Source organism: Quadrisphaera sp. RL12-1S, from assembly GCF_014270065.1.
Classification (GTDB): domain Bacteria; phylum Actinomycetota; class Actinomycetes; order Actinomycetales; family Quadrisphaeraceae; genus Quadrisphaera.
On the sequence record NZ_JACNME010000002.1, the window covers coordinates 173,228 to 194,411 of the forward strand.

At 75.9% G+C, this 21,184-nt stretch carries 15 protein-coding genes; 9 read left to right on the forward strand and 6 right to left on the reverse strand.

Annotated features, from left to right (window positions below; translation table 11 throughout):
* Positions 1 to 6 precede the first annotated feature (6 nt).
* On the forward strand, positions 7 to 1,593 hold the full coding sequence (locus H7K62_RS04300; RefSeq protein WP_370591605.1) for a methyl-accepting chemotaxis protein: 1,587 nt from the start codon (positions 7 to 9) through the stop codon (positions 1,591 to 1,593).
* 48 nt (positions 1,594 to 1,641) lie between these two features.
* Here H7K62_RS04300 and H7K62_RS04305 read toward each other — a convergent pair whose 3' ends face one another.
* From H7K62_RS04305 to H7K62_RS04315, 3 genes are read right to left on the reverse strand one after another with little or no spacing between them, the layout of a single operon-like run.
* The gene (locus tag H7K62_RS04305; protein ID WP_186716714.1) at positions 1,642 to 2,868 is read right to left on the reverse strand and encodes a metal-dependent hydrolase family protein; all 1,227 of its coding nucleotides are present in this window, start codon (positions 2,866 to 2,868) and stop codon (positions 1,642 to 1,644) included.
* A complete protein-coding gene (locus tag H7K62_RS04310; RefSeq protein WP_186716715.1) occupies positions 2,865 to 4,613 on the reverse strand; it encodes a hydantoinase B/oxoprolinase family protein in 1,749 nt (582 codons plus the stop codon). The genes H7K62_RS04305 and H7K62_RS04310 overlap by 4 nt, the downstream gene beginning before the upstream one ends.
* A gap of 17 nt (positions 4,614 to 4,630) precedes the next feature.
* Positions 4,631 to 6,703: a hydantoinase/oxoprolinase family protein gene (locus H7K62_RS04315; protein ID WP_186716716.1), complete on the reverse strand. Its 2,073-nt coding sequence runs from the start codon at positions 6,701 to 6,703 to the stop codon at positions 4,631 to 4,633.
* 374 nt (positions 6,704 to 7,077) lie between these two features.
* On the opposite strand from H7K62_RS04315, the gene H7K62_RS04320 reads away from it, so the two are divergent.
* The 7 genes from H7K62_RS04320 (at position 7,078) to H7K62_RS23530 (ending at position 15,191) form a co-directional block, all read left to right on the forward strand.
* Positions 7,078 to 7,395, forward strand: coding sequence for a putative quinol monooxygenase (locus H7K62_RS04320; protein ID WP_186716717.1), 318 nt, complete (start codon positions 7,078 to 7,080; stop codon positions 7,393 to 7,395).
* Between the two features lie 39 nt (positions 7,396 to 7,434).
* Positions 7,435 to 8,478, forward strand: coding sequence for a sugar ABC transporter substrate-binding protein (locus H7K62_RS04325; RefSeq protein ID WP_222437073.1), 1,044 nt, complete (start codon positions 7,435 to 7,437; stop codon positions 8,476 to 8,478).
* Between the two features lie 95 nt (positions 8,479 to 8,573).
* Positions 8,574 to 10,166, forward strand: coding sequence for a sugar ABC transporter ATP-binding protein (locus H7K62_RS04330; protein ID WP_186716719.1), 1,593 nt, complete (start codon positions 8,574 to 8,576; stop codon positions 10,164 to 10,166).
* A complete protein-coding gene (locus H7K62_RS04335; protein ID WP_186716720.1) occupies positions 10,163 to 11,158 on the forward strand; it encodes an ABC transporter permease in 996 nt (331 codons plus the stop codon). The genes H7K62_RS04330 and H7K62_RS04335 overlap by 4 nt, the downstream gene beginning before the upstream one ends.
* A gap of 9 nt (positions 11,159 to 11,167) precedes the next feature.
* Positions 11,168 to 12,553: a hydantoinase/oxoprolinase N-terminal domain-containing protein gene (locus H7K62_RS04340; RefSeq protein WP_186716721.1), complete on the forward strand. Its 1,386-nt coding sequence runs from the start codon at positions 11,168 to 11,170 to the stop codon at positions 12,551 to 12,553.
* The gene (locus tag H7K62_RS04345) at positions 12,550 to 13,635 is read left to right on the forward strand and encodes a DUF917 domain-containing protein (protein WP_186716722.1); all 1,086 of its coding nucleotides are present in this window, start codon (positions 12,550 to 12,552) and stop codon (positions 13,633 to 13,635) included. The genes H7K62_RS04340 and H7K62_RS04345 overlap by 4 nt, the downstream gene beginning before the upstream one ends.
* Positions 13,632 to 15,191 carry a helix-turn-helix domain-containing protein gene (locus H7K62_RS23530; protein ID WP_186716723.1) on the forward strand — a complete coding sequence of 520 codons (1,560 nt, stop codon included), beginning with the start codon at positions 13,632 to 13,634 and terminating at the stop codon, positions 15,189 to 15,191. Before H7K62_RS04345 ends, H7K62_RS23530 begins: the two co-directional genes overlap by 4 nt.
* Before the next feature lie 26 nt (positions 15,192 to 15,217).
* Here H7K62_RS23530 and H7K62_RS04355 read toward each other — a convergent pair whose 3' ends face one another.
* Together H7K62_RS04355 and H7K62_RS04360 are read right to left on the reverse strand one after the other, a co-directional pair.
* On the reverse strand, positions 15,218 to 16,924 hold the full coding sequence (locus H7K62_RS04355) for a hydantoinase B/oxoprolinase family protein (RefSeq protein WP_186716724.1): 1,707 nt from the start codon (positions 16,922 to 16,924) through the stop codon (positions 15,218 to 15,220).
* On the reverse strand, positions 16,921 to 18,987 hold the full coding sequence (locus tag H7K62_RS04360) for a hydantoinase/oxoprolinase family protein (RefSeq protein ID WP_222437074.1): 2,067 nt from the start codon (positions 18,985 to 18,987) through the stop codon (positions 16,921 to 16,923). Before H7K62_RS04360 ends, H7K62_RS04355 begins: the two co-directional genes overlap by 4 nt.
* A 195-nt stretch (positions 18,988 to 19,182) precedes the next feature.
* Here H7K62_RS04360 and H7K62_RS04365 point away from each other — a divergent pair, with 195 nt between their 5' ends.
* Positions 19,183 to 20,199 carry an ornithine cyclodeaminase family protein gene (locus H7K62_RS04365; RefSeq protein WP_222437075.1) on the forward strand — a complete coding sequence of 339 codons (1,017 nt, stop codon included), beginning with the start codon at positions 19,183 to 19,185 and terminating at the stop codon, positions 20,197 to 20,199.
* On the opposite strand, the gene H7K62_RS04370 is transcribed toward H7K62_RS04365, so the two are convergent.
* Positions 20,177 to 21,112: a LysR family transcriptional regulator gene (locus H7K62_RS04370; RefSeq protein ID WP_186716725.1), complete on the reverse strand. Its 936-nt coding sequence runs from the start codon at positions 21,110 to 21,112 to the stop codon at positions 20,177 to 20,179. The two genes, H7K62_RS04365 and H7K62_RS04370, sit on opposite strands and share 23 nt — an antisense overlap.
* Positions 21,113 to 21,184 lie beyond the last annotated feature (72 nt).

Genomic DNA, 21,184 nt, shown 5'->3' on the forward strand with positions numbered 1-21,184 from the left:
ACCCCCGTGGCCCACCGCCTCGCCAACCTCAAGATCGCCAAGAAGCTGGCCCTCGGCTTCGGCGTGGTCTGCCTGCTGCTGCTCACCGTCTCCACGATCGGCGTGGTCAGGCTGGGGGAGGCGCAGGCCAACCTCAAGGCGCTGGCCGGAAGCGGCCTGGCGTCCGTCGAGTCCGCCGACAAGACCGCTCTGGCCTTCTCCCAGGCCCGCTTCGACCTGGCCAACGCCGCGCTCACCCCCGACGCCGCCGGCACCGCGAAGGCCGTGGCGACGCTCGACGCCGACCAGAAGGCCCTCGACGCGCAGTGGACCGCCTACCTGGCGTCGGCCCCGGCCAGCACCGCGGCCCAGCAGCAGGCCTACACCAGCGCCCTGGCCGAGTGGCGCACCGCGGCACAGCAGCTCATCCCCCTGGCCGAGGCCAACGACCTCAACGGGTTCGTGGCCCTGCGAGCGAAGGCCGCCACGCCCGCCGCGAACGCCGCCTCGGCCGCGCTCGCCGACATCGCCGTCAGCGAGAACGAGGCCGCGGCGACGATGGCGCAGCAGGGCCAGGACGCCTACCGCTCGGCGGTCGCGGTGCTGGTGGGCTGCTCCCTGGCGGCCCTCGTGCTCGCCGTGGTCATCGGCTCCCTCGTGTCCCGCTCGGTGACGCGCCCCCTGGGCCGGGTGGTCGAGGTCATGGCCGGCGTCGCCCAGGGCCGGCTGGACCGCCAGGTCGGGCTCGGCACGCGCGACGAGGTGGGCCAGCTGGCCGCCGCCGCCGACGCGACCATCAGCGCGCTGTCGACGGCGATGCAGGAGATCACCACCGAGGCCCGCTCCCTGGCCACGGCCTCGGCCTCCCTGTCCAGCGTGTCCACCCAGATGGCCTCCGGCGCCGAGGAGGCCGCCACCCAGACCCAGGTCGTCTCGGCAGCCTCCGAGCAGGTCACCGCCTCCATCTCCACCGTCGCCGCCGCCGGGGAGGAGATGACCGCCGCCATCGCCCAGATCGCCTCGGCCACCGCCGACGCCTCGGCGATGGCCTCCTCGGCGGTCAGCGCCGCCGGCGCAGCCGGGACCGCCATCGAGCGCCTCGGGGTCTCCTCCCGCGAGATCGGTGACGTGGTCAAGCTCATCACCTCCATCGCCGAGCAGACCAACCTCCTCGCCCTCAACGCCACCATCGAGGCCGCCCGCGCCGGTGAGCTGGGCAAGGGCTTCGCGGTGGTGGCCGGGGAGGTCAAGGAGCTGGCCCGACAGACCGCCCAGGCCACCGAGGAGATCGTGGGCAAGGTGACCGCCACCCAGGCCGACACCGCCGCCGCGGCCTCAGCGGTCACCCAGATCGGTGAGGTCATCGCCCGCATCGACGAGGTGCAGTCGACCATCGCCGCGGCGGTGGAGGAGCAGTCGGCGACCACCTCGGAGATGGTCCGCAACGTCACCGAGATCTCCACCGGCTCGGCGCAGATCTCCGCGAACGTCTCCGACATCGCCGCGGGCACCGAGCAGAACCGGGAGTCCGCCGGGCACACCGCCACCACCGCCGGGTCCCTGGCGGCCTCGGCCAGCCGGCTGCAGGAGCTCACGGGCCGCTTCACCGTCTGAGGGCTCCCCGCCGTCAGCCCGCCGTCACCCCCGCCGTCACCTCCGCCGTCACCCGGTCACGACCTCGCCGCCGCGCACCACGGTGCGCCGGTCCCGCTCGCCCCAGAGCACGTCGGGACGGGTGAAGGGGTCGCCGTCGACCACCAGCAGGTCGGCGGCCCCACCGGGCCGCACCCGGCCGAGGTCCGGCCGCTGGAGCACGTCGGCGTTCACCGACGTCGCCGAGCGCAGTCCCTGCAGCGTCCCGAGCACGTCCAGGTGCAGCCGCAGGCAGGCCAGCTGCTCGTCCTCCAGCGGCCCCATGAGGTCCGAGCCGAATCCCACCGGCACCCCGGCGGCCACCGCCAGGCCCACCGCGTCGCGCCCCGCGGCGAGCACCTCCCTGTTCTTCGCCTGCGCCACCGGGCTCATGCCCAGGTCGGCGCCCCGCCGCGCCATCGCCTCGTAGCAGCCGAGGGTCGCCACGAGCACCGCTCCCCGCTCGGCCATGAGGGCCGCCGTGGGGACGTCGAGCAGGTTCCCGTGCTCGACGCTGCGCACCCCGGCGCCGACCGCGTGCGCGATCGCCTCGGGGGAGTAGGCGTGCGCCGCCACGTACGAGCCGCGGCGGGCCGCCTCGTCGCACACCGCGCGCAGCTCCTCGGCGGAGTACTGCGGCACCCGGATCGGGTCGGTCTCGGAGACCACCCCACCCGAGGCCATCACCTTGATGGCGTGCGCCCCGCCGTGGAAGCGCTCGCGCACGGCGCGCCGCAGCGCGTCGACGCCGTCGACCACCTCGCTGGTGTGCGCGTTGCAGCCGCACAGCTCCTCGCCGCGACCCCGGACCTCCCCGTGGCCGCCGGTCTGCGACAGCGCCGCACCCGTGTAGAGGTAGCGCGGGCCGACGACGAGCCCCTCGTCGAGGGCGCGGGCCAGCCCGGCGTCACCGCCGGCGACGTCGCGCACCGTGGTGAACCCCCGCGCGAGGGCCGCCTCCAGCCGGCGCCGGGCGTTGAGGGCCACGTAGCTCAGCGGCCACGACTCGATGTCGCGCGGTGACAGGGCCGCCGCGTAGGCGTGGCAGTGGGCGTCGATGAGCCCCGGCAGCACGGTGCGGCCCGCCGCCTCGAGCACGCGGCCCCCCGCCTCGCGCACACGGGTCACCGCCGCGTCGGAGGCGGCGCCGGGGTCGAGCACCTCGGTGACGCTGCCGCCCTCGCAGACCACGGTGGCGGGCACGGGGGTGTCGGACTCCCCGTCCCAGACGTCAGCCCCGACGACGACGAGGCTCATGCCAGCACCCGCGAGGCCCGCTCGGCCCGTGCGTCGCGGGTGGCCGCCTCGTCGACGGTGCCGTCGGCGGACACGACCACGCCGTAGTCGCGCAGCGCCGCTCCCACGGAGACGAACTCGTTGCGGACGTCGCGGCCCACGGCAGCCGGGTCGCGCAGCAGCGGGTCGCCGTAGCCGCCGCCACCCCCGGTGGCGTTGACGAGCACGTCACCGGCCTCCAGGTGGTTGTACGAGCCGCCCTGCACGACCTCGCGGTCGGTGCCCGGGTTGAGGAAGACCTGGTTGTTGGCGCCGGGCTGGCCCCCGAGCACCGGCCACGGCTGGGTGCGGGTCTTGTAGACCAGGCAGATGCCGGTGGAGGGCCCGGTGAAGCGGTAGCTGCGGGCGACGCCGACGCCGCCGCGGTGCTGCCCCGCGCCACCGGTGTCCGGCCGGTAGCCGTAGGAGTCGATGACCATGGACGACTTGGTCTCCAGCACCTCGACGGGGTTGTTGCGGCACCCGGGCTCGGACAGGTGCATGATCCCGTCCTCGCCGTCGCCGCCGGCGTGCCCGCCGAAGCCGACGGCCTCGTTGGTCGCCTCCAGCCAGGCCTCCCCGGTGCGGGGGTGCGTGCCCAGGCCCATCATCGAGCAGACGTCACCGCCGGAGGAGGCCGGCACCCGGTCGGGCATGCCCTGGGCGAGGGCCTTGAGCACCACCTCCCCGCCGATGAGCGCCGTCCAGAGCGTGAACGTGGGCATCGGGTGCACCGCGTGCATCACCGAGCCCGGCTCGGTGACGACCCGCAGCGGCGCGAAGTTGCCCGCCACCACGGGCGTGTCCGGCGTCGTCATGGCCTTGAAGACCAGCGAGCAGAACGCCTCGGTCTGTCCCACGGGCAGGTTGATGGGGCCGCGGACCCCGGTCTCCGAGCCGGTCCAGTCGATGACGAACTCGTCGTCGGTGATGGTCACCGTGCAGTTCATCCTGATGAGGCGGTCGAGGTCGACGCCGTCGTTGTCGACGAAGTCGTGAGCGGTCCAGGTGCCCTTCGGCAGCCCCGCCAGCGCCAGCCGGGCCAGCTTCTCGCCGTGCTCGTTGATGGCCCGCATGGCCCCCTGCACGGTCCCCATCCCGTACTTCGCGACCAGCTCCTGCACCCGCCGCCGTCCGGTCACGCAGGCCGAGACCTGCGCCTGGATGTCGCCGATCGTGCGCTCGGGCATCCGGGAGTTGAAGCGGATGATGTTGAAGACGTCGTCGTTCTGGCGGCCCTCCACGTACAGCCGCGTGGCGGGGAAGAAGATCCCCTCCTGGGAGGCGTCGGTGGAGTCGAGCACGTAGCCCGGGTCCTTCTGCTTGAGGTCCAGCACGTGGATGCGGCAGGAGGCGAAGCCCACCAGCTGCTGGACGCCGTCCTCGTCGTCGGCGTGGACCGGGGCGAAGACCAGCGGGTCCAGCGTGTGCGCGCTCGACCAGTAGGGGTAGTTGAGGATGAAGACGTCACCCGGCCTCATGGCGTCGGCGCCGAGGAACTCCACCGCGCGCTTGATGCCGTGGTCGTTGCCGCGGGTGAACACGGCGATGCCGGGGGCGTCGGCCACGACGTCGCCGGCGGCGTCGTGCAGCCCGATCCCGTAGTCGTGGATCTCGTAGACCACCGTGTTGTACGCGGTGCGGCACAGGTTGCGCGCCATCTCCTCAGCGCTGGCCAGCAACCCGTGGCGGATGACCTCGGTGGTGATCGCGTCTGTCGTGCTCATGGGGGTGCCTCCGGGTCTCAGCGCTGGCCGACGGTGATGACGAGCTCGCCCAGCGAGCCGACGCGCAGCACGTCCGAGGCGTGCAGCACGGTGGTGGCGGTGTGCTCGGTGACGACGGCGGGACCGGCGACCTCGTCCCCGGCGAGCATCGCCTCGCGGGTGTACAGCGCGTAGGGCACGGCCGGATCCGCGTCGCTGACGTGCACCGGGCGCACGCCGTCGCGCTGCAGCGGCCCGTCGGCCGCGGTCCGCGTCCGCAGCCGCGGCAGCTCCGGCTTGTCGACCACGCCGGTGGCCCGCAGCCGCAGCGTCGTCACCTCGACCGGGTCGGTCATGGTGTGGCCGTACTGGCGCTCGTGCAGCGCCGCGAAGTCCGCCGCCACGCGGGCGGGGTCGAGGGCGCCCTCCCCGACGGCGAGCGTCACCGAGTGCTCCTGCCCGGCGTAGCGCACGTCCAGGCTGCGCGCCAGCACCACCGAGGGGCCCTCGAAGCCCTCCTCGGCGAGCGCCGCGCGCGCGTCGTCCTCCATGGCGCGCCACTGCCCGTCGGCCTCGGCCGGGTCCAGGTCGGCCAGGGCCACCACCACGGTGCGCGAGGCGTCGTGCTGGACGTCGGCCAGGAGCATCCCGAACGCGCAGAACGCGCCCTGCCCCGGCGGCACCACCACGGTGGGGATGCCCAGCTCGACGGCGACGTCGACGGCCACGAGGCCGCCGCCCCCGCCGAAGGACAGCATCGCGAAGTCCTTGGGGTCGCGGCCCACCTCCACGGTGATGGCCCGCACCGCGCCCATGATCTTCGTGGTGGAGATGGCCACCATGCCGCGCGCCAGCGCCGGCACCGACAGCCCCAGCTCCTGGGCCAGCGGCTGCAGGGCCTTCCGCGCGAGCTCGGCGTCCAGCCGCAGCGTGCCGCCCAGCGGCGCCTCGGTGCCCAGGTAGCCGATGGCCAGCGCCGCGTCGGTGAAGGTCGGGCGGTCACCGCCGCGGCCGTAGGACGCCGGCCCCGGCACCGCACCGGCGCTGGCGGGCCCGACCTGCAGGGCCCCGGCGGCGTCGAGCCAGCCCAGGGACCCGCCGCCGGCGCCGATGGTGTGGATGTACAGCGACGGGGTGTTGATGGGCATGCCCTCGAACTCCGCGCCCTGGTGCAGCACCGGCTCGCCGTCGAGCACGAGGGAGGCGTCCAGCGACGTGCCGCCCATGTCGATGGTGATGAGGTCGGGCATCCCCAGCGCCTCCGCCAGGGCCACCGCCCCCACCACGCCGCCGGCCGGACCGGACAGGATGAGGCTGACCGGCTGCTCGCGGGCCGCGGTGGCGCTCATCGCGCCGCCGCCGGAGCGGGTCATGAGGAAGCGCCCGCCGAAGCCGGCGTCCTCCAGCTCCCCCTCCAGCGCACCGAGGTAGCGGCGCACCACGGGCTTGACGTACGCGTCCAGCACGGCCGTGCTGGTGCGCTCGAACTCGCGGTACTCCCGGCTCAGCTCGTGCGAGAGCGTCACCGTCACCCCCGGCGCCAGCTCGGCCAGCACCTCGCGCATGGCCAGCTCGTGGTCGGGGTTGGCGTAGGAGTGCAGGAAGCACACGGCCACCGCGTCGTAGCCGCGCTCGGCGACGGTGCGCGCCACGCGGGCGGCGTCGTCGCGGTCGAAGGGCGTCACCACCGACCCGTCGTGCCAGGAGCGCTCGGTGACCTCGAAGGTGTCGTAGCGCTCCAGGAGCGCCGCCGGCTTGCGGTAGGTGATGTCGAAGTTCACGCGCCGGTCGGTGCGGCCCAGGAGGTACACGTCCCGGAAGCCGCGCGTGCCCACCACGGCGGTGCGCGCTCCGGTGCGGGTCAGCAGGGCGTTCAGCCCGAGCGTGGTGCCGTGCGTGAAGGTCCTCACCGCGGACACCTCCCCGCTGGTGGCCGCGAAGCCGGCCATGACGCCGCGCGTGGGGGCGTCGGGGGTGGTCGGGACCTTCTCGAAGCGCAGGGCTCCGGTCCCGGGCAGCAGCTCGACGACGTCGGTGAAGGTCCCGCCCACGTCGATGGCGACGCGCGCGGTCCTGCCGGGGTGCTCGCTGGTCTGCTCGCTCGTGCTCACGGGGTCCACCTCTCGACGGCGCGGGGGAGCGCCGGGTAGCCGACGGCGCACCCCGGGAGCCGGGGTGCGGGGGAGGGAGGGCGCGGTCGCGCCGGCGGCGGGGTGGACCGCGCGCACCGTGCCCCGAGGCGGCGTGGCGCGCTGGCGGGGGCGGGCGTCTGACGGACCCGGCCGCTCGTCACGGGCCACCGGGCTGCGCAGCCCGCGGTCGGACGAGGCTGCGGACGCTCGCACGCACCGCGCAGACCTGTCAACCACCCCGGGCGCGCTGCGCACAGGACACAGTCGGAGGCGGCGCCGGTGTGCTGCTGGCACAGCGGACCGCCGGAGACCTCGGCCAGCATTCGCCCACCCCGCCCCAGGAGGACCCCCCCGTGATCACCAGCGTGCTCCCCCTCAGCGCCCGCCCCGGCAGCGAGCAGGCCGTCGACGACCTGTACGCCCACCTCGGCGTCCTCGACCGCTCCCGCGCCTTCCCCGGCTGCCGCGGCGCCGTGCTGCTGCGCACGGTCGAGGGGTCTCTGGCCGCGGGCAGCGCCACGCACGTCGTCATCGCCGAGTGGGACGACGAGGCGGCCTACGCCGCCTGGGTCGCCGACCCGTGGCGCAACGAGGTGGGCGCCGCCCTGGCCCCCCTGCTCGACGGGGACGCGGCGCCCCGATCCGGGGCCGTGCTCGGCCCCGTCCGCTGATCCAGCTCCATGCCCGACCCCAGCCTCCGAGGAGACACCGTGAAGCGCTCCACCCGTGCCGTCGCCGCCCTGTTCGGCGCCGCCGCCCTCGCCCTCGCCAGCGCCTGCAGCAACCCCAACGCCGGCGCCGGCGGCACCGCCACCAGCGCCGCGAGCACCGCCGCGGCCGCCGACCAGCAGCTGCGCGTGGGCTTCTTCGGCTTCGCCAAGGCCAACTCCTTCGCCCAGGCCGCCTGGGCCGGCGTCCAGGAGGCGGCCCAGGCGGGCAACGCCACCGCGGAGTTCGTCGACTCCAACTTCGACGGCGCCACCCAGGTGCAGCAGCTCACCGACGCCGTCACCAGCAAGCGCTTCGACGTGGTGGTCATCCAGGCCAACGACGGCACCGCCATCACCCAGCCGGTCAAGCAGGCGCTGGCCGCCGGCATCACCGTGGTGGTGGAGTTCACGCCCATCGGGGGGCGCTTCGACACCGTCGAGCCGCAGGTCGACGGCGTCATCTCCATCGTCGACGCCCCCACCGCCAACGGGGAGGGCCTCGCGAAGATGGGCCTGGACGCCTGCAAGCAGCTGGGCAAGCAGCTCGACCAGCAGTCCTGCCAGGTGGCCTACCTCCAGGGCTTCGACAACTACCCCCTCGACGCCGCCCGCACCAAGGCCGCCCAGGACGCGCTCAAGGCCGGGGGCGCGAACCTGGTCGCCAGCCCGATCGGCGGCTACACGCCCGACTCGGGCCGCACCGCCATGCAGAACGTCCTGCAGGCCAACCCGGGCGTCAACGTGGTCATCGGGTCCTCGCAGGCCGTGGAAGGCGCCTCGGCGCTCACCGCGGGCCGCACCGACGTCCTCTACGTCGGCAACGGTGGCTCCACCCAGGCCTACGCCGGCGTCATGGACGGCTCCTGGTACGGCACGTACGTCATCCCGGAGAAGACGGACGGCAAGACGGCCACCGAGCTGGGCCTGAAGAAGCACCGCGGCGAGCAGGTGGCGACGGCCACGGACTCGGCGACGCTCACGCCCTTCAAGGCGCTCGGCACCAAGGAGACCCTGGCCGGCCTCACCGCCGAGTACAGCGACTGACCCGCCGCCGACCGGCAGACCGGCGAGACGAAGACCGCCCGGCGGTCGGGTGCCCCCCGCCCGACCGCCGGGCTCCCACCCGTGAGGAGCAGACCGTGACAGGACCAGCAGCGCCGCGGGCCACCCCGCGGGCCGCACCCCACATCCGCGTGCGCGGTGTCGGCAAGAGCTACGGCGGCGTCTCGGTGCTGCGCGGCATCGACCTCGACATCGCCCCCGGGGAGGTGCACGCCCTCGTCGGGGAGAACGGCGCCGGCAAGTCGACGCTGCTCAAGGTGCTGGGCGGCGCCGTGCGCGCCGACGCCGGGGAGGTGAGCTTCGACGGGGTGGTCACCACCATGACCAGCCCCCGCGACGCCATCGCCCAGGGAGTCAGCCTCATCACCCAGGAGGGCGCCCTGGTGCCCGCCATGACGGTGCTCGACAACGTGGTGCTGGGCCGCTGGCGCGCCCGCGCGGGATGGGTCGCGCGCCGCGCGGACCGCGCCGCCTTCGACGAGCTGCTGGCCCGCACCGGCTTCGACCTCGACGCCACCGCCCGGGTCAAGGACCTCTCCACGGGGGCGCAGCAGCAGGTCGAGGTGCTGCGCGCCCTGGCCCGCGGCGCTCGCGTCATCGCCTTCGACGAGCCGACCGCCGTGCTCACCGAGCACGAGAAGGCCGGTCTGCTCCAGCTCATGCGCGACCTCGCCGCCGGCGGGACCACGGTCCTCCTGGTCAGCCACTTCCTGGAGGAGGTGCTCGCCGTGGCGGACCGCCTCACCGTGCTGCGCGACGGGGACCTGGTGCACTCCGGCGACGCCGCCGAGCAGACCCCCGCGTCGCTGGTGCGGCACATGGTGGGGCGGCAGGTGGACGTCCTCTACCCCGCACCGCCCCCGGTGCCCGACGGCGCCCCCGTGCTCCTCGAGGCGGTCGGGCTCTCGCGCACCACCGGCGCTCGGCCGGTGCACGACGTCGACCTGCGCGTGCGCGCCGGTGAGGTGCTCGGCGTGGCGGGGCTCGTCGGGTCGGGTCGCAGCGAGCTGCTGCACCTGCTCTTCGGCTCCGACACCGCCACCTCGGGCACTGTGAGCGTCGACGGCACCGTCATCACCCGGCCCTCCCCGCGGGCGGCGATGGCCGCCGGCGTCGCCCTGGTCCCCGAGTCGCGCAAGGAGCAGGGCCTGGTGCTGGTCCGCTCCATCGCGGAGAACACCGCGCTGGCCTCCCTGGCCGCCCGAGCGCGGGCCGGGTTCGTGAGGAGGCGACCCGAGCGGTCGGCGGTCGAGCGCGTCAGCCGGAGCACCGACGTGCGCGCCGCTGACCCCACCGCCGCGGTCGGGGCCCTCTCGGGGGGCAACCAGCAGAAGGTCCTCTTCGCCAAGTGGCTGCTGCGCGAGCCGCGCGTGCTGCTGGTGGACGAGCCGACGCGCGGCGTCGACGTGGCCGCCAAGACCCAGCTGCACCACCTCGTCGTCGACCTCGCCCGCCAGGGCCGTGCCGTCGTCGTCGTGTCCAGCGAGGTCGAGGAGGTCCTCGCGCTGTCGCACCGCGTGCTCGTGCTCCGCCACGGCCGCGTGGTGGGGGAGTTCGGCCGCGACGCGCCGCGCGAGGCCGTGGTGGCGCTCGCCTTCGGCGACGACGAGCCCACCGACCAGTCCACCGACCAGCCCGCCGACCCGTCCGCCGAGAGGACCTCCGCATGAGCACCAGCACCACGGCCGCGTCGACGAGCGCGCCCAGCGCCCGTCCCCGTCCGCGCCCCGGGGTCAGGGTGCGCGACTACGGCATCCTCGTGGCGCTCGTCGTCATCGTCGTCGCCCTGTCCCTGAGCACCGACACGTTCCTCACCGCGCAGAACCTCGTGAACCTGCTCGACCAGGCCTCCGTGGTCGGGCTGCTGGCGATCGGCGCCACCATCTGCATCCTCAGCGGCGTCTTCGACCTCACCGCCAGCGCCGCGCTCGCCGTCTCCGCGATCGTCGGGGTGACCGCCAGCCAGCAGGTCGGCGTGGTGGGGGGCTTCGTCGCCGCCGTCGTCACCGGAGCGCTGCTCGGGCTGCTGACCGGCACCGTGGTGGTCAAGTCGCGCGTGAACTCGTTCATCGGCACGCTCGCCACGTCGATCATCTACCGCGGCATGGCGGTGGTCATCACCGCCGGCGCCATCGCCTACCCGGTCGCCAGCCAGGCCGAGCAGTTCGGCATGCTCACCTGGCCGTCGCTGTTCGGGCTCACCTCGGCCACCGTGATGTTCGTCGTCGTGGCCGTCGCGGCGTCGCTGCTGGTCTCCTCGACCACCTTCGGGCGGCGCCTGTACGCGGTCGGCGGCAACGCCGAGGCGGCGCGCCTGTCCGGGATCCGCACCGACCGCGTCCACATCGCCGCGTACACCATCAGCGGTGTCTGCGCGGCGCTCGCCGGGCTCATCCTGGCCTCCCGCGCCGGCTCCGCGCAGTCGAGCATGGCCACCGGGTACGACCTCAACGCCATCGCCGCGGCCGTCATCGGTGGCACGAGCATCCTCGGCGGCGAGGGCGCGGTCTGGCGCGGCGTGGTCGGTGCGCTGCTGCTGACCCTCATCGGGAACGGCTTCAACCTCCTCGGGTGGGACACCACGTACCTGCAGGTCACCACCGGCGGGCTGATCCTGGTCGCCGTCACCGTCGACGGGGTGCTGCGCCGCCGCGCCCGGTAGCCTGCAGCGGTGCCGCCAGCCCTGCTCGAGGAGGGGTCGGAGTGCTTCCAGCACACCGGCCCCTCACTCGTCGGCGCCCAGCTGCGGCACGACGGCGCCACGGCCGCCGTCGTGCGTCCCTCCGCCGGGGCCGCGTCCCCTCCGCAGGTGCTCCTCGTCGAGCGGGCCACCGGTCCCGGGGCGCTCGAGCGCGTGCTCACCGCCGCCGCCACGGCCGCCCTCGCGACCGCGACCGCTGGCCCCGCGGCCCGGCCCGTCTCGGTGGTGCTGGACGTCGGCCCGCACCTCGAGCACCTGCTCCAGCACCCCGGCTCGCTCGACCCGGTGGCCGTGGTGCGGGTCGCGCCGCGGCCCAGCACCGACCCCGCGCTGGCGCGCCACCCCTCGGCGCTGCTCGAGGCGCTCGTCAGCCGGCGCTGGGTGGTGCCGGGCGGGCACGACCTGCTCGGGCGCGAGCTGCGCCTGCTCGACCGCGCCGCGCTCGCCGCGGCGGTGGCCGACCTCGCCGCCGCCTCGCCGCGGTGCGTCGCGGTGGTGGCCGCCGGGTCTGCGGGGCAGCCGGTGCACGAGCGCACCGTGGCCGACGCGGTGCAGGCCGCCCTGCCCGGGGCCCGCATCAGCGCCGCGCACGACTTCGGCGGCCACGGCAGCGCTGCCCGCGAGGCCACGGTGATCGCCGACGCCGCCCTGCGCGGCGCGGTCGACGCGGTGGTCGACCGCGCCGAGGCGGTGCTGCGGCGCCGGGCGGGCGGGCGCGGGGCCGAGCTGCGCCTGTGCCGCGGGGACGGCGGCTCCCTCAGCGCCGAGCGGGCTCGGGCGGCGCCCGTGCTGGTGCTGGGCAGCGGGCAGGGGCCGGCGGTGCTCGGCGCCGCGCAGCTCGCCGTCGCGGACGGCTGCCGAGTGCTCCTCCCCGCCGCGGACGGCGGGCACCTCGTCGGGGGCGTGCGCAACGGCCTGGCGCTGGTGCGCCCCCTCGTGGTGGGCGAGCCCGCCGCCGAGCTGGTGGTGCCGTCGGTGGCCCTGGACCGGGCCCGACCGTCCTCACCCGCCGCTGACCGCCCAGACCGCCCAGACCGCACCGGTCGTGCAGGCGCCCCAGGGGCGCAGGCCCGGGTCCCCGACGTCGTCGCCGACGGCGAGCTCGACGAGCTCGCCTGCGTCGGCGCGGCCCTGGCCCGGCCGCTGTCCTGGCTCGACGAGATCGCGGCCATCGGGTCCGCGGACGACCTCGCGGCCGTCCAGCGCGCCGCGGTGCGGAGGGCCACCGCCGTCGCCACCGCCAACGGCGCCGAGCCGGGCAGCGCCGACGTGGTGGAGGTCTCCACCGTGGCCGTGCCGTACAGCCGAGCCGGGACGGTGCGCGTGCGCGTGCGCGTGGGCGGGGTCGGTCGATGAGTGACGGGGAGCTGACCGCGGCCGACGTCCCGGCGCTGGCGGCGGGCGCGATGCTCTACTCGCCGTCGCTGGCCCCCTCGAGCCTGGAGACGACGGTCGCGTGGCTGACGGACCTCCTCGGGCGCAGCGGGCCGCTGCGCCTGGTGCCGCCCCGGGCGCTGCCGCCGCAGGTGGGCTGCGCGGCGGTGTGCGTCATCGGCTCCGGTGCGGCGCTGGCCGACCTGCCGCCCACGGGTGACGAGTTCGTCACCGCCGTGCGCGAGCTGGAGCGGCTGTCCGGCACCGCGGTCGGGGCCGTGCTGCCGCTGTCGGCGGCCACGGTGAGCGCGCTGGTGCCCGCCGCGGTGGCCTGCCAGCTGGGCGTGCCGCTGCTCGACGCCGACGGCATGGGCCGCACCTTCGCCCTCATCCACCACACCTCGATGCACCTGGCGGGCCTGCCGGTGACACCGCTGGTGGTGGCGGGCGCCACGGGGGAGAGCGTCAGCCTGCGGGTGCCCGACGCCTGGCGCGCCGACGCCCTGCTCCGCTCCAGCATCGACGCGCTCGGCGGCTGGGGGGCCCTGGCCGCCTACCCGTGCACCGCAGCCGAGGTCGCGACCTCCGCCCTGCCGGGCACGGTGAGCCGGCTGGTCGAGGCGGGGCGGGTGCTGCTCGGCTCGCGCGACCCGGACACCGTGGTGGCCCGCCTGGCCGCGGTGAACGGGTGCCGCCGCGTGGGCCGGGGCCGGATCGTGGCGCTGGAGCACCTGTCCCGGCCGGCTGACGCGACGATCCCCACGCACCCCAGCAGCGTGGTCGTGGAGCAGGTCGGCTCCGACGCCCGCCAGCTGCGGCTGGAGCTGCGCAGCGAGGTCGTGGCCGTCTTCAGCGACGGCTCCCTCACGGCGGCCGCCCCCGACCTCATCACGCTCCTGGACGTCGAGCGGGGCGTCATCGCCCCGCTCGACAGCCTGTGGCCGGGCGACCTCGTCGACGTCCTGGTCATCCCCGCCCACCCCGTCTGGTACTCCGCGGAGGCGCTCACCATGGTCGGCCCGGCCTCGCACGGCATCACCCTCGACCACCCCCGCCGCCGGTGAGCAGGGCGACGGCGCCGCTGGCGCTGGCCGAGCTGGTGCGCGTCGACCCGCTCGCCCGCGGCGAGGTGGCGGTGCTGCCGGACCCCGCCCAGCGCGTGCTGGGCGTGGAGCTCGCCGAGACGTTCGACAGGCTGGCGCGCACGCCGGCGCACCGCCTCGTGGTGCTCCACGCCGAGGCGGCCACCGGCGGGTGGTCGCTGGCTGCGGCGCTGCACGTCGCGTGGGAGCGGGGTGCCGCCGGGGTGGTGGTGCCCCGGCCGGCGATGAGCGGCGCGAGCGCGCTGCTCGCGCGCCGCCTGGGCACGGCGCTGCTGGTGGTCGACGACGACGCCGTCGACGTGGCCCTCGAGCTGGCGGCGCGCACCGCAGCGCCGGAGGCGGCCCGGGCGCTCCGCGTGGCCCGCTGCGCGGAGGAGCTGGCCGAGCAGTCGACGGTGCGGGGCGTGCTGGGCGTGCTCAACGCCGAGCTGGCCCCCGGGGTGGTCGCCCTGGTCACCGGCAGCTCGGTGCTGGCGGGGCGGGCGGCCGCGGTGCAGCAGCGCGAGGGCTACCGCGAGGTGCGGATGGCCGTGAACGGGCCCGGTGGCCGGGCCTGGGCCTCGCTGGTGGCGTCCCTGCCCGAGGCCGCCTCGGCGGTGGCGGCGGACGTCGAGGCCCGCAGCGCCGAGTCCGTGCTGCGCCTGGCGAGGCTGCCGCTGGTGGCGGCGTGGGCGCAGCGCCGCCTGGACACCTCCGCGCAGGCCGAGACCGAGCGCGCGGCGTTCGCGGTGCTGCACGCGGCGGCCCAGCGCCCGGCCGGTGCCGCGGCTGCGGCGCCGGGTGAGCCGGACGGCGGCGCGGCCGGTGAGGTCCCCCGGTGGAGCGCGGAGCTGGGCTGGAGGATCGAGGGCGTCAACCGCGCCGTGCGCCTGGAGCTGGCGGACGCGCGCGAGGACGACGACGAGCCCGCCGTCGAGCTGACCCAGCTGCTGCGCGCCCAGTGGTCCCGGCTGCGGCCGGGGTGGCCGCTGGTGCCCCACGAGGGCGGGTGGGTCTCCTGGCAGAACACGGCCGAGGAGCCGGCGCCGGCGGCGGCGCGCCGCGCCGCGGCGGGGCTGGAGCAGCTCCTGGCCGACCACGGCGTGGTGATGGGCGTCGGCGGGGGGCACCGGGGCGCGGCGGGCCTGGTGCGCTCGGTGGAGGAGGCCGGTCTGGCCGTCCGGGTCGGCGGCGCCGACGCGGGGCGCGTCACCTGGTTCGAGGACGTCGGGGTGCGCGCCGTGCTCGCCCAGGTCTCCGCGCCCGCGGTCGCCGAGGTGGCCGCGCTGGCCCTGCCCCAGCTCGCCGCCGCGCGCGACCGCCTCGTGCTCGCCGAGACGGTCGCCGCGGTGCTCGACCACGGCGGCTCGCTGGTGGCGGCCTCGGCCGAGCTGGGCGTCCACCGCAACACGGTGCTCGCCCGCACCGCGCGGGCGCGGGAGCTGGGCCTGGCGCTGGACGACCCGGCCCAGCGGCTGCCGCTGCACGTGGCCTGCCACGGGCTGGTGCGCGCGTGGCGGGCAGCGGGCAGCGGCTGAGCCGCTGCTGACCTGGTGGCCTGCTGTCAGGCGGTGGTGTCGAGCCCGTACTGGTCGCGCGCGCCAGCCGGGGTGAGGTGGCCGTCGAGGACGTCGTCGCGGACCCGCTGGGGGTCGCGCTCGGCGGCCGGGCCGTAGCCGCCCCCGCCGCCGGTGGAGCACCGCAGCACGTCGCCGGCGCGCAGGCGCAGGCCGTTGGCCTTGAGCACCCGCCGCTCGTCGGGGCGGCCGGGGTTGACGACGACGTCGGGGCCGACGGCGTCCTGCCCTCCGAACAGGCCCCAGGCGGGCTGCTGGGAGCGCTCGAACCACAGCGAGACCGTGCAGTCGGTGAGCATCTCGTACTGCCGGACCACGCCGTCGCCGCCCCGGAACCGGCCGGCGCCGCCGGAGTCGGGCCGCACCCGGTACTCGGTGATGCGCATCGGGTAGCGCGTCTCGAGCACCTCCACCGGCAGGTCCTTGAGGGACCCGTTGACGTTGTTGATGAGCGCGGTCTCGCCGTCGCTGCCCTCCCAGGCGCCCCAGCCGCCGACGGTCGCCTCGAGGGTCACGTAGTCGCGGCCGTTGCGCGGGTCGTTGCCGGCCGTGAGCACGATCATGGAGTCCCCGAAGGAGGCGCCCGCCACCCGGTCGGGCACGGCCGGGGCCAGCGCCTTGGCCACCAGGTCGATGAGCAGACCCAGGTGGGAGAAGTACCACTGGCACGCGGCGGGGGCCACGGCGCCGAGCACCGAGCCCCGGCGCACCTGGGTGGTCATCGTGCGAAAGCTGCCGCCGTTGCCGGGCAGGTCGGGGGAGACCAGCAGCTTGTAGCCGACCCGCAGCGCCGAGACCGCCTGCGCCACCCCGCAGTTCACCGGGCCGGTCTGCTGGTCGGCGGAGCCGGTGACGTCGAAGTCGATGCTCTCCCCGCGCACGGTGACGTCGAGCCGGATCGGCACCGGGGCGTCGAGGGTGACGCCGTCGCTGTCGAGCACGCCCTCGGCGCTGTAGACCCCGTCGGGGATCTGCGCGATCACCGCGCGCTCGAGCGCCTCGGTCTGGCGGAAGATCTCGTCGCGGGCGCCGAGGAGCACCTCCAGGCCGAAGCGCTCCACCACCTCCTGCAGCCGCTTCTCGCCCATGGTGATGCAGGCGACCATCGCCCTCATGTCGCCCAGGGTCGGGTAGGGGAAGCGGACGTTGGTGGCGATGACGTCCACCAGTCCCTCCTGCTCCACCCCCGCCACCACGAGCCGCTGCGGCCCCAGGCGCAGCCCCTCCTGGAAGATCGAGGTGGAGTCCATGGAGCCGCCCGGGTCCTTGGACCCGACGTCCACCCAGTGCGCGCGGCTCGCGGTGAAGCCCACCAGCTGCTCGTCGTCCGTGCCCGCGCCGACGAAGACGGGGCCGAAGAGGGTGACGTCGTTGAGGTGGGTGCCGCCGAGGTAGGAGTCGTTGAGGATCCACACGTCGCCCGGCCGCCAGACCCCGCGCCCGAAGCGCTCCTCGGTGGCGAGGGTGCAGGTCTCCAGGTTCCCCAGGAAGATCGGCAGGCCCGCGGACTGCCCCAGCACCTGGTGGTCGGCGTCGAGGAGGGCGACCACGCAGTCGCCGCCCTCGTAGATGATCGGGGTGTACGCGGAGCGGATCAGGGTGGCGTTCATGTCGTCCGCCGCCGCGTTGAGCGCGTTGCGGATGATCTCCACGGTGACCGGGTCGACGGTGCTGCTCGTCGGGGTGGTGCTCATGCGCGGGCCTCCTGCTGGCGGATGACGAGGGTGCCGTCGTCGTCGACGGTGACGGTGTGCGCGGGGGGCACCACGGTGGTCGCGGTCCCCTCGAGCACGACCGCGGGACCGGAGAAGCCGTGCCCGGCGAGCAGGTCGTCGCGGTGGACGACGAGCGCGTCGTGCGCGGCGCCGGCGAAGACGACCCGGCGGGTGGTGCTCGCGAAGGCGTCGGTCTCGGCCCGCGGGTGGGGGTGGCGCGGCGGTGCGCCCAGGTCGCCCGTGGCCGTGGTCCGCAGGGTCACCAGCTCGATCGGGGCGCCGGGGTTGGCGTGTCCGTAGCGGGCCTGGTGCGCGGCGGTGAACCGCTGCGCCAGGGCCGTGGTGAAGCCCTCCACCAAGGGCTCGTCGGCACCGGTGAGCGGCACGGTGAGGGTGAACTCCTGGGCCTCGTAGCGCACGTCGACGGCGTGGGTGACGCTGCGGTCGGCGGCGGGCACGCCCTCGGCGGCGAGGTCGGCCAGTCCCTGCTGCTCCAGGCGCGACAGGACCCCGCGCACCTGCTCGCCGTCGACGTCGGCGTCCAGGCGGTAGTGCGGCTCGGTGTAGTCGCGCCGGATCTTCGTGTGCAGCATCCCCCACGCCGAGAACGCGCCCGGCAGGCGCGGCACGAGCACCTCGGGGATCCCCAGCTCGTCGGCGAGGAACACCGCGTGCATGGGTCCCGCGCCGCCGAAGGCCACCAGGGAGGAGGTGCGCGGGTCGATGCCGCGCGCCACGGTGATGGTGCGGACCGCCTGCGCCATGGTGGCGTTCGCGACGTCGCAGACGCCCTCGGCCATGGCCTGCGCGCTCAGCCCGAACTGCTCCCCGAGCGCTCCGAGGGCCTGTTCCGCCGACGCCGCGTCCAGGGTCATCTGCCCTCCGGCGAAGCCCTCGGCCTCGATGCGCCCCAGCACGAGGTTCGCGTCGGTGACCGTCGGCTCGGTGCCGCCGCGGCCGTAGCAGACAGGTCCCGGGCGGGCACCCGCCGAGCGCGGTCCCACCCGCAGCCCACCCGCCTCGCTCCAGGCCACGGAGCCGCCGCCGGCGCCGACGGTGTGGATGTTGACGATGCTCATGAGCATCGGCAGGCCCTCGAGCTCGGCCTCCGCGGTCACGTCGGGCTCGCCGTCCACCACCAGCGACACGTCGAAGGACGTGCCGCCCATGTCCACGCCGATGAGGTGCGGGCGCCCGCTGCGCGCCGACAGCTCGGCGCAGGCGATGGCTCCGCCGACCGGGCCGGACAGCAGCGTCTGCAGGGGCCGCTCCTGCGCCGAGGCCGCGGTGACGATGCCCCCGGAGGACTGCATGACGTGCAGCGGCACCGCCAGGCCGTCGTCGTCGAGGCGGCGCTCCAGGCGCTGCAGGTAGCGCCGCACCACCGGGCCCGTGTAGGCCTCGACCACCGCCGAGGAGGTGCGCTCGTACTCGCGCCACTCCTTGGCCGCCTCGTGCGAGAGCGACACCGACACGTCGGGGCCCAGCTCCTCGCGCAGCACCTCCCGGGCGCGCAGCTCGTGGGCCGGGTTGGCGTAGGAGAACAGCAGCGCGACGGCGACCGCCCCGTGGCCCTCGTCGCGCACCCGCTTCGCGGCCGCGCGCACGGCGTCCTCGTCCAGCGGGACGAGCTCGCTGCCGTCCGCAGCGATCCGCCCGCCCACGCCCACCACGTCGCGCCGGGGCACCAGCGGGGTCGGCTTGCGGTAGTGCAGGTCGTACAGGCGGCGCCGGGTGCCGCGGGCGATGTGGTAGCTGTCCTCGACGCCCGCGGAGGCCAGCAGCAGCACCGGCACGCCGCGCCGCTCCAGGAACGCGTTGAGGCCCTGGGTGGTCCCGTGCACGAGGAAGGAGATCTCCGCCGGGGAGTCCACGACCGCGCCCAGGCCCGCCAGGACGCCGTCGGACAGGTCCGCCGGGGTGGTGGAGGCCTTGGTGGCCGTCACCGCGCCGGTCACCTCGTCGTAGTGGACGACGTCGGTGAAGGTCCCGCCGATGTCCATGCTGACCCGGGCTCGCCCCGGGTGCGCCTGCTCGGGCATGTGCTGCTCCTCGTCGTGCAGGGTGCCGGTCCGGCGGTCGTGCCCCGCGACCGGTCTCGTGGTGCCGGAACGTACGGCGGCGGCGGGGGAGCCGCGTGTGCTGCGCGCCCGGGCGCCGTCGCGCCGGCCGGGCGGGCAGCACAGCGGCGGCGGTGGCACCGACGGACCGGTCCAGGTGTGCCAGGCTCGCGCGCTGTGCCGACCACAGCGCCAGCCTCGGGACTGCCCCACCACGACGCCCACCGCGTGCTCAGCGCCGTCGGCCCCCGCCGGGCCACCGACCTGCTGCGCCAGGCGCTGATCGCGGGGCTCGACCCGGCGGCTGCCCCGCCCCGGTCGAGCACCGCGCTCGGCGGCGGCGAGCTGCTCACCATGCCGGCGGCCGTCGGCGACCGGGCGGGTGTGAAGCTGGCGTTCGTCGCCCCCGGCAACGCCGCGCTCGGCCTGCCCCGCATCACCGGCGTCTACGTCCTCCTCGACGCGGCGACCCTCGTGCCGCTGGCCACCCTGGACGCCCCCTCCCTGACGCGGCTGCGCACGCCCGCGACGTCCCTGCTCGCCGTGCAGTCGGTGCTGGCCGGCCGCCCCGGCCGCCCCGGCTCGACGCGCAGCCCGCTGCGCGCCGTCGTCGTCGGCAGCGGTGTGCAGGCGCAGGGCCACGTCGCCGCGCTGCTGGCGTGCCTGGGGCCGGGCACGCCCGTGGAGCGCGCGGTGGGCCACCTCGACGTGCTCGTGCGCGACCCCGCCCGCGTCGGACCGACCGGTGAGCTGGTCGGCGACGCGGACGGGGACCTGCTGGCGCTCGGCTCGCCCGCGGCGCGGGAGGCGCTCGCCGCGGCCGACGTGGTGGTCTGCGCGACCTCCGCCGGGGAGCCGCTGTTCGACTCGTCGGTGCTCCGCGAGGACGTCGTCGTCGTCGCGGTGGGCACCCACGAGCCGGACCGGCGCGAGCTGGACGCGGCGCTGCTGGCACGGGCCGCCGTGGTCGTCGAGGACCGCGCGACGGCGCTGCGGGAGGCGGGTGACGTCGTCATGGCCATCGCGGAGGGCGCGCTCGAGGAGGGCGACCTGCTGCCCCTGGCCGACCTCGTCACCGGCCGGGCCCCCGTCCCCTCCGGCGCGGTGGTGTTCAAGGGCACCGGCATGGCGTGGCAGGACCTCGTGGTGGCCTCCGCCGTCCACGACGCCGTCAGCTCGCGACCTGGGCCCTGAGCGCGGCGACGACGACGGCGAGGCCCGGCTGGCCGGACGCCGCGGCGCGCTGCGCGGCGAACACCGTCCGGCGCGGCTGTCCCGGCAGCTCCACCAGGCGCGCGGCGCTCTCTCGCCCGGCGTGGACGAGGTCGGGCAGGACGGCGACGGCGCAGCCGGTCTCCACCAGGCGCAGGTGCGTCTGCAGGTCGGCGCTGGTGAACCGCACGTCCGGCTCGAAGCCGCTCGTGCGGCAGGTCTGCTCGGCGAAGTGCCGGCTCGCGGTGCCTTCCGGCTCGGCCACCCACGGCAGGGACGCGGCGCTCGCGAGGTCGTGGACGCCGGGCGCGAGGTGCTCGGGCGGCAGCGCCAGGCGCAGCGCGTCGCGGACCAGCTCGGTGCGCACCAGCCCGGGCAGGTGCGGCGCCGAGTGCGCCGGGTACTCCTCGGCGACGACGACGTCGAAGTCTCGCGCCTGTGACGCCGCTGCCCGGACCGCCGCAGACTCCAGCGCGGCGCCGGGCTCGGCCTGCACCACCTCCACCCGCAGGTCGGGGTGCTCGGCGGTGAGCTGCCGCAGCGCCCCGGGCACCAGCGCCAGGGCCGCGGACTGGAACACCGCCAGCCGCACTCGCCCGGTCAGCGGCGCCGACGGGCCCCCGGCGCGCTCGCGCGCGGTCACCGCCACCCGGGCCTGGGCGCGCTCCAGCACGTCGAGCACCTCCCCGGCGGCGGCCACCAGCTCCTCGGCCTCGGCGGTGAGCACCACGCGGCGGCCGGTGCGGCGCAGCAGGGGCGCCCCCGCCTCGCGCGCCAGCAGCGTCAGCTGCTGGGAGACGTGGGAGGGGGAGTAGCTGAGCGCCTCGGCGGCCGCGGCGAGCGTGCCGCGGGTGGCGACCTCCCGCAGGAGCAGCAGCCGCCTCACGTCGAGCACCGGTGTCCCGCCCCTCCCTCGAACCATCACCTGCGGTGAACGGTACTGCGCCTCAACGCTCACCGGTGATGA

What these genes read in the sequence shown, in the direction of transcription:
- H7K62_RS04305 (WP_186716714.1), bottom strand. Translation starts at nt 2,868, where the DNA reads ATGAGCCTCGTCGTCGTCGGGGCTGACGTCTGGGACGGGGAGTCCGAC.
- H7K62_RS04310 (WP_186716715.1), bottom strand. Translation starts at nt 4,613, where the DNA reads ATGAGCACGACAGACGCGATCACCACCGAGGTCATCCGCCACGGGTTG.
- H7K62_RS04335 (WP_186716720.1), top strand. Translation starts at nt 10,163, where the DNA reads ATGAGCACCAGCACCACGGCCGCGTCGACGAGCGCGCCCAGCGCCCGT.
- H7K62_RS04345 (WP_186716722.1), top strand. Translation starts at nt 12,550, where the DNA reads ATGAGTGACGGGGAGCTGACCGCGGCCGACGTCCCGGCGCTGGCGGCG.
- H7K62_RS04355 (WP_186716724.1), bottom strand. Translation starts at nt 16,924, where the DNA reads ATGAGCACCACCCCGACGAGCAGCACCGTCGACCCGGTCACCGTGGAG.
- H7K62_RS04360 (WP_222437074.1), bottom strand. Translation starts at nt 18,987, where the DNA reads ATGCCCGAGCAGGCGCACCCGGGGCGAGCCCGGGTCAGCATGGACATC.